This window comes from Streptomyces sp. yr375 (assembly GCF_900110755.1).
In the GTDB taxonomy this organism is placed as follows: Bacteria; Actinomycetota; Actinomycetes; order Streptomycetales; family Streptomycetaceae; genus Streptomyces.
On record NZ_FOFF01000017.1, the window covers coordinates 142,142 to 149,318 of the forward strand.

Sequence of the window (7,177 nt, forward strand, 5' to 3'; positions counted from 1 at the left end):
GTCCGCACACCCATCGTCCGACGGACCGCAGAAAGGCCCCCCCATGGTCACCCCCCGCAAACCGCCCGCCCCCGCCGCAACCCGGGAACCCGAGCCGAACCGGCTCGGCTTCGATCCCGACGCCCTGCGCGCCCGATACCGGGCGGAGCGCGACCGCCGGATCCGCCCCGACGGCAGGCGTCAGTACCGGCGCGTCACCGGCGAGTCGGGCGGGTACGGCGAAGACCCGCACGCCGAGCCCCAGTTAACCCGTGAGCCGCTGTTCGACCGGGTGGAGGTGGCGGTCGTCGGCGGTGGCTTCGGCGGTCTGCTCACCGGGGCCCGGCTGCGGCAGGCCGGGGTGCGGGACATCCGGATGATCGAGCAGGCGGCGGACTTCGGCGGCACCTGGTACTGGAACCGCTATCCGGGGGTGCAGTGCGACATCGAGTCGTATGTGTACATGCCGCTGCTGGAGGAGGTCGGCCACGTGCCGTCCTGGCGGTACGCGCCGGGTGAGGAGATCCGGCAGCACGCCATGGCCATCGGCCGGCACTTCGACCTCTACCGCGACGCCTGCTTCCAGACCCGGGCGACCGAACTGCGCTGGGACGAGGGCGAGTCGGAGTGGATCGTGGCCACCGACCGGGGCGACCGGATGCGGGCCCGCCATGTGGTGGTCTCCAGCGGGGCGCTCAGTCTGCCCAAACTCCCCGGCATCCCCGGCATCGAGACGTTCAAGGGCCGTATGTTCCACACGAGCCGCTGGGACTACGCCTACACCGGCGGCGACGCGACCGGCAACCTCCACAAGCTCGCCGACAAGCGCGTGGCGGTCATCGGCACCGGCGCGACCGCCATCCAGATCGTGCCCCATCTCGGGCGTGACGCACGGCAGTTGTACGTGTTCCAGCGCACCCCGTCGTCGGTCGACGTGCGCGCCAACCGTCCTACGGACCCCGCCTGGGCGAAGTCCCTGACGCCCGGCTGGCAGCGGCGGCGCCGGGACAACTTCCTCACGCTCGTCAGCGGCGGCCGGGCGGAACAGGACCTGGTGCGGGACGGCTGGACGGCCGCCGCCCGGCTGCTGCAGAACCTCGTCCCGACGGACAGCTACGCCCATCTGCCGGCCGAGGAGCGGGAGCACCTAGGCGAGCTGGCGGACTTCCAGAAGATGAACGAGCTGCGCGCCCGCGTGGACGACCTGGTCGACGACCCGGTCACGGCCGAGGCGCTCAAGCCCTGGTACCGCTACATGTGCAAGCGGCCCACGTTCAGCGACACCTACCTGCAGACCTTCAACCGGCCGAACGTCACCCTGGTCGACACGGCCGACCACGGGGGCGTGGAGCGCGTCACCGGCGACGCGCTGGTGGTGGGCGGGACGGAGTACGAGGTCGACTGCGTCGTCCTCGCCACCGGTTTCGAGGTGGGCGTCTCCGGGATCCTGTCCGGCGAGCTTCCGGTGTACGGCCGCGACGGGCTGACCTTCCCCGAGCGGTGGAAGGAGGGGCCGAGGACGCTGCACGGCCTGTACAGCCACGGCTTCCCCAACCTCTTCCAGCTCGGCTCGCTGCAGAACGCCGCGTCCGTGAACTACGTCCACATCCTGGACGAGCAGGCGAGCCATGTCGCGGCGGTCCTCGCCGAGGCCCGCGAGCGCGGGGCCCGCCGCGTCGAACCGAGCGCCGAGGCGGAGGCCGCCTGGGTCGCCACGATCCACAAGAAGGCCCCCAGCCTCCACAAGTTCCAGGCCGAGTGCACGCCCGGCTACTACAACAACGAGGGCATGCCCAGGGAGCGCAGCGAGTCGTTCGGCGACGGGCCGGTCGCGTTCCACGAACTGCTCAGGCGCTGGCGCGCGGAGGGCGGCATGGACGAGGTCGTCGTCCGATGACCCGGGACGCGATGCCGCATCCCTCCCGGTTCGACGCCACCGGTCTGCGGCGGCCGACGAGCGAGCGGTTCGACGTGCGCAGGCTCAACCCGCCCAACCGGCTGTGGGGCGCGAACGGGGTCGCGTTCGGCCCCGACGGACGGCTGTACGTGGCGCAGTTCCTGGCCGGGCAGATCAGCGCCGTCGACCCGGCGTCGGGTGACGTCGAGGTGGTGGTGCCGCTGGACAGCCCGGTACAGGCGCCGGACGACCTCGCGTTCGGCGCGGACGGCTCGATGTACATCACCGACCTGACGCCGGGCCGGGTGTGGCGTCGTGGCCCGGACGGCGACTACGGCCTGGTCCGCGACGCGCTGCGGGCCCCCAACGGCATCGCGTGCGTCGGGGACCGGCTCTTCGTCAACGAGATGACGGTGAACGGCCGGCTGCTGGAGCTGTTCCCCGGCGGCGGCGACCCGGTCGTCCTCACCGACGGTCTGGCGCTGGGCAACGCGATGCAGCTCGGGCCGGACGGTCATCTGTACTACCCGCACATGATGGACAACCAGGTCTGGCGGATCCCCCCGGACGGCGGCGCACCCGAGCTGTTCGCGCGGGACGTGCACGATCCGGTGGCGGTGCGTTTCGACCGGGGCGGGACCCTGGTCGTCCTCTCCCGGGGCATCGCCGGCCTCGTGACCCGCATCGACCTCGCCACCGGCGCCCGGTCGGTGGTCGCCTCGGGCGTCGCGGGGCTGGACAACGCGGCGTTCGACGCGGAGAACCGGATGTTCGTCTCCAGCTTCGCCAGCGGCGGCGTCACCGAGATGCACTCCGACGGCCGGATCCGCGAGATCGTGCCGCGCGGCCTCGACGGCCCGTACGGGATCAGCGTCGACCTCGGCGGCACGGTGCACGCGGCCGACCACTACCGGCTGGCCCGCCTCACCGGCTCCGCCACGGACGAGCCCGGCGGCGCGACGCACCGGCTGATGCCGTTCGTGCACGGCGTCACGGCGGACGCCGGGCTCCTGCATGTGACCTCGCAGCTCGGCGAGGTGCGCACCGAGGACCCGACCCGCGACACGAACCGCTTACGGGCCACCGGTCTGAGCGAGCCCGGCGGAGTGGCCGTCGCCCCGGACGGCTCGCTCGTCGTCGCCGAGTCCGGCGCGGGCCGGGTCGTACGGATCGACGAGGCGGACGCCCTCACGGTGCTCGCCGAAGGACTCGCCCACCCCGTGGACGTGGCCTTCGACGAGCGTGCGGCCTGTTACGTCAGCGACGACCTGCTCGGAGCGGTGCTCCGCATCGAGGACGGCGCGGCGGTGACCGTCGCGGACGGACTCGGCGCACCGCAGGGCCTCGCCGTGCGCGGCGACGAGCTGTTCACCGTCGAGGTCGCGCACCGGCGGCTGCGGGCGATCTCGCTGACCACCGGGGAGAGCCGGATCGAGGCCGAGGACCTGGCCGTCGGCCTGCCCCCGGGAACAGCCCGCGCCGACCCCGCGCCGGTCGCCGCTCCCGCCGGTCCGCCGCGCCAGTTCGCCGGGCTGGCCGTGGGCGCGGACAACTCGCTCCTCGTCTCGGCGAACGGAGAGGGGAGCGTGCTGCGCCTCACCGACCGTCGCCACGACAGCGAGGAGGTCACAGTACGATGAAGCATGATTCCGTACCCGAAGGACTCGGCCCCGGTGGGAAGCGACTTGGCCGTGCGGCCCGGTGCACGGGCCGTGCGGCGCGCGGCCGGTGCCGGACGCAAGCGTCTCGACGACGACCGGCGGGACGAGTTGCTCGGAAAGCTCCAGGGGATGGTCCTCGCGGAGGGGTTCGCCGGGCTGACCGTCGACATGCTCGCCACGCGGCTTCAGTGCTCGAAGTCCACGCTGTACGCGCTCTCCTCCAACCGTCACCACCTCGTGGCGACCGCCCTCAAGCGGTTCTTCCACGACGCGGCGGAGCAGGTGGAGCAGGAGGTCGCCGCGGTCGCGGACCCGGCGCAGCAGATCGCCGTGTATCTGGCGGCGGTGGGCCGCCAGATGCGCCGGATGTCGGCCGCCTGCTACGACGACATGCTCGACAACGACACGACGAGGGAGATCTACACGGTCAACTCGCTCGCCGCGACGAGCCGGGTCCGCCGGATGATCCACGCGGGCGTGGAGTCGGGCGACTTCCGCGCGGTGCACGCCGAGTTCGTCAGCCAGGCCGTGGGGCTGCTGATCGACGGCATCCACAGCCGTGAGCTGCTCGCGTCGACGGGGCTGTCCTCCGGGGACGCCTTCATCGAGCTGAGCGACCTCGTCCTCGGGGCGGTCTCCAAGACGCCTCGCTGACCGGCGGGAACCCCACCGACAGCGCGTCGACCACGCCGTGCGCGCCTGCGCCACGGCGGCTGTCGCGCACACCCTTGATGAATACTTCATCGAGTACTAACGTACGCGAAATCGTACCCATACCGAAGGTCGTCTTCGTCGTTCCGTGTCGCCTTCGTCGTTCCGTAATGAGGCAAACGATGGCCCGCTCCGATCCTCGCTCTGCCGCCGACCCGCTCCACCGGGTCCAAGAGCTGGTCACCCTCTACAGCGACCCGCACGCGAGCGTCGCCCACCTGCTGTGCGACGGTCACCCGTCCGACGCCGTCGCCTACACCGTCATCGAGCCGGACCGGTCGGCGACCGTGCTGACCTACGGCCGGCTGCGGACGGAGTCCGAGCGGTTCGCGGCCGCCCTGGCCGACCTCGGCGTCGGACCCGGTGACCGCGTGGCGACGCTGATGGGCAAGAGCGCCGACTACCTCGTCGCGCTGCTCGCCACCTGGCGGCTCGGCGCGGTGACGGTGCCGCTGTTCACCGCCTTCGCGCCCCCGGCGATCGCCCTGCGCCTGCTGGCCAGCGACGCCAAGGTCGTGATCTGCGACGAGTCGCAGCGGGCGAAGCTCGAACCGGGCGAGGACATTCCGGCCGACGCGCCATGGCGGATCGTCGTCAGCGGCGGCGCCGGCCGACCCGGTGATCTCCGCTTCGCCGAACTGCTGGCCGCGCACGAGCCCGGGCACCCCGCCGCCGCGCTGGGCGGGGACGCGCCGCTGGTGCACATCTTCACGTCCGGCACCACGGGCCGCCCCAAGGGCGTCGTCGTCCCCGCCGCGGCGATCGCCGGCTTCCGCCTCTACGCCGAGTTCGGCTGCGGCGTGCGCGAGGACGACGTGTTCTGGAACGCCGCCGACCCCGGCTGGGCCTACGGGCTCTACTTCGGCGTGATCGCCTCGCTGAGCCTGGGCGTGCCCAGCGTGCTGCTGCACTCCGGGTTCTCCGCCGAGCTGACCTGGCAGGTGATGGCCGACCTCCAGGTCACCAACTTCGCCGCCGCGCCCACCGTCTACCGGTCGCTGCGCGCCTCCGGCGTCCCGGTGCCCGGCGGCCTCGCGCTGCGCTGCGCCTCCAGCGCGGGCGAACCGCTGACCCCCGAGGTCAACGCCTGGGCCGAGCAGGCGTTCGGCCTCCAGGTGCACGACCACTACGGGCAGACCGAGGCGGGCATGCTGGTCAACAACCACCAGTTCCCGGCCCTGCGCCGGCCGGTGCTGCCCGGGTCCATGGGGCATCCGATGCCCGGGTGGAGCCTGCACGTCCTGCACGAGGACCGCGACGAGATCGCCCCCGCAGGCACCGTCGGCCGGATCGCCGCCGACCTCACCGCGAGCCCGCTGGCCTGGTTCCACGGGTACGAGGGCGACCCGGTGAAGAGCGCGGAGAAGTTCAGCCCGGACGGCCGCTGGTACTACACCGGCGATGTCGGTCAGGTGGACGAGGAGGGCTACTTCCACTTCTCGTCGCGGGACGACGACGTGATCATCATGGCCGGTTACCGCATCGGTCCGTTCGAGGTCGAGTCCGTCCTGGTCACCCACCCCGCCGTGGTCGAGTGCGCGGTCGTCGCCGCACCCGACGAGGTCCGCGGCGAGGTCCTGGAGGCCTTCGTCGTCCTCCAGGACCCGGCCGAGGCCTCCGACCAACTGGCGGTGGAACTGCAGCAGTTGGTGAAGAAGCGGTTCGCCGCCCACGCCTATCCCCGCACGGTGCACTTCACCGACGCACTGCCGAAGACGCCCAGCGGGAAGATCCAGCGCTTCGTCCTGCGCCGCCGGCGCCAGAGCGACCCGGGGGCCCCCGCGTGACCGCCGTCCTCACCGAGCAGACCGGCGCCGTCCGCCGGCTCCGGCTCAACCGGCCCGAGAGCCGCAACTCCATCAACCCCGAGCTGATCCAGGCTTTGGACGCCGCCGTCGCCGCCGCGCTGGCCGACCCGGACACCGAGGCCGTGGTGATCTCCGGGAACGGGCCGAGCTTCTGCGCCGGAGCCGATCTGCGCCACCTGCTGGAGCTGGCCCGCACGGGCGGCGACCCGCTGGCGTTCCTCGCCCGGATCTCGGAGTGCTTCACCCGGCTGGAGACCGCGCCGAAGCCCGTCATCGCCGCCGTGCACGGCCATGTCGTCGCCGGCGGGCTGGAGTTGGCGCTCGCCTGTGACGCGGTGGTGGCCCGGGCCGGTACGGTCATCGGCGACGGCCACATCCGCAACGGGCTGCTGCCCGGGGCCGGTTCGAGCGTGCGACTGCCCCGCAAGGTGGGCGATCCGCTGGCCCGGCGCCTGATGCTCACCGGTGAACTGCTGCCCGCCGAGCAGTTCGTGCCCAGCGGCTTCGTCCAAGTCGTCGCCGACGCCGAGGAGTTCGAGGCGACGGTCGCCGCCGTGGCGCTGTCCTTCACCGGACTGCCGCCCGGCCAGGCACGGTTGAAGCACCTGCTGGCCGATCCGACCGTCCCGGAGGCCCTGTCGCGGGAGCTCAAGGTGTTCGCCGAGCACTGGCACGAGCAGGACATCGCCGCCCGACTCATCCGTTTCTTCGACCAGCGGACGGTGAGGTAACCCCGTGCAGCGTCATGCAGACCGATACGCCGACCGAGTCGTGTCGATCACCGGAGCCGGACAGGGGCTGGGCCGCGCCATGGCCCTGCGGTTCGCCGCGGAGGGCGCGCACCTGGCGTTGTGCGACGTCAACGAGGCCGCGGTGCGGGAGACGGCCGCGGCGTGCGGCGACGTCGACGTCCGCACGTCGGTGGTGAACGTGGCCGACGCCGAGCAGGTCGACGCGTGGGTGGCCGGCACCGTGGACGTCTTCGGCCGGGCGGACGTCCTGGTGAACAACGCCGGGGTGATCCGCGACAACCGGCTGGAGCGGATGACCGACGACGAGTGGGACGCCGTCGTCGACGTCAGCCTGCGCGGCATGTTCCACTGCTGCCGGGCGGTGTTCCC

Annotated in this window: 6 protein-coding genes; all 6 read left to right on the forward strand. The window is 72.3% G+C overall.

Translation table 11 applies throughout. The features are described 5' to 3' along the window. Window positions 1–43: 43 nt before the first annotated feature. Window positions 44–1,876 (forward strand): flavin-containing monooxygenase, encoded by a 1,833-nt coding sequence (locus BMZ82_RS19080; protein WP_093777330.1) that lies wholly within the window; start codon window positions 44–46, stop codon window positions 1,874–1,876. Beyond that, window positions 1,873–3,516, forward strand: a complete 1,644-nt coding sequence (locus BMZ82_RS19085; RefSeq protein ID WP_093777332.1) for an NHL repeat-containing protein — start codon at window positions 1,873–1,875, stop codon at window positions 3,514–3,516. The genes BMZ82_RS19080 and BMZ82_RS19085 overlap by 4 nt, the downstream gene beginning before the upstream one ends. Before the next feature lie 33 nt (window positions 3,517–3,549). Further along, on the forward strand, window positions 3,550–4,191 hold the full coding sequence (locus BMZ82_RS19090; RefSeq protein ID WP_143098876.1) for a TetR/AcrR family transcriptional regulator: 642 nt from the start codon (window positions 3,550–3,552) through the stop codon (window positions 4,189–4,191). Window positions 4,192–4,370: 179 nt separating this feature from the next. Then, window positions 4,371–6,035, forward strand: coding sequence for an AMP-binding protein (locus BMZ82_RS19095; protein WP_093777336.1), 1,665 nt, complete (start codon window positions 4,371–4,373; stop codon window positions 6,033–6,035). Further along, on the forward strand, window positions 6,032–6,787 hold the full coding sequence (locus BMZ82_RS19100; protein WP_093777338.1) for an enoyl-CoA hydratase/isomerase family protein: 756 nt from the start codon (window positions 6,032–6,034) through the stop codon (window positions 6,785–6,787). Before BMZ82_RS19095 ends, BMZ82_RS19100 begins: the two co-directional genes overlap by 4 nt. A 4-nt stretch (window positions 6,788–6,791) precedes the next feature. Further along, window positions 6,792–7,177 (forward strand): SDR family NAD(P)-dependent oxidoreductase (locus tag BMZ82_RS19105; protein ID WP_256251994.1); only part of this gene is annotated, 386 nt, incomplete at its 3' end.